1 protein-coding gene is annotated in these 550 nt (G+C 69.8%); it reads left to right on the forward strand.

The window, feature by feature from the left end:
* Positions 1 to 550 (forward strand): RNB domain-containing ribonuclease (locus tag AC1DWF_RS37680; RefSeq protein ID WP_476843518.1); only part of this gene is annotated, 550 nt, incomplete at both ends.

The raw sequence follows: 550 nt of genomic DNA on the forward strand, positions 1-550 counted from the left end.
TCGTCACCATCGACGGCGACGATGCGCGCGACTTCGACGACGCCGTCCATGCCGAGCCGGAGGCGGATGGCTGGAAGGTCGTCGTGGCGATCGCCGACGTGGCCCATTACGTCACGCCCAATTCGGCCCTGAACCGCGAGGCCTGGACGCGCGGCAATTCCTGCTACTTCCCCGACCGCGTCGTGCCCATGCTGCCCGAGGCGCTGTCCAACGGCTGGTGCAGCCTCAAGCCGAAGGAGGAGCGGGGCTGCCTCTTCGTCGAGATGCGCTTCGACAAGGCGGGCACCAAGACGAGCCATAAGTTCGGCCGCGGCCTGATGCTGAGCCATGCCCGGCTGACCTACGAGCAGGTCCAGGCCGCCGCGGATGCCGGCGAAGACCCCGAGGGCCTCGCGGAAGGCCATATCGCCCGCCTCTACGAGGCCTTCCGCGCCTTGCTGGCCGCTCGCGAGCGTCGTGGCACGCTGGACCTCGACCTGCCCGAGCGGCGCGTCCTGCTGGATACGGAGGGCAACGTCACCGCCGTCATCCCCCGCCCGCGCCTCGACAG

The organism is Aminobacter sp. P4_D5 (genome assembly GCF_056401815.1).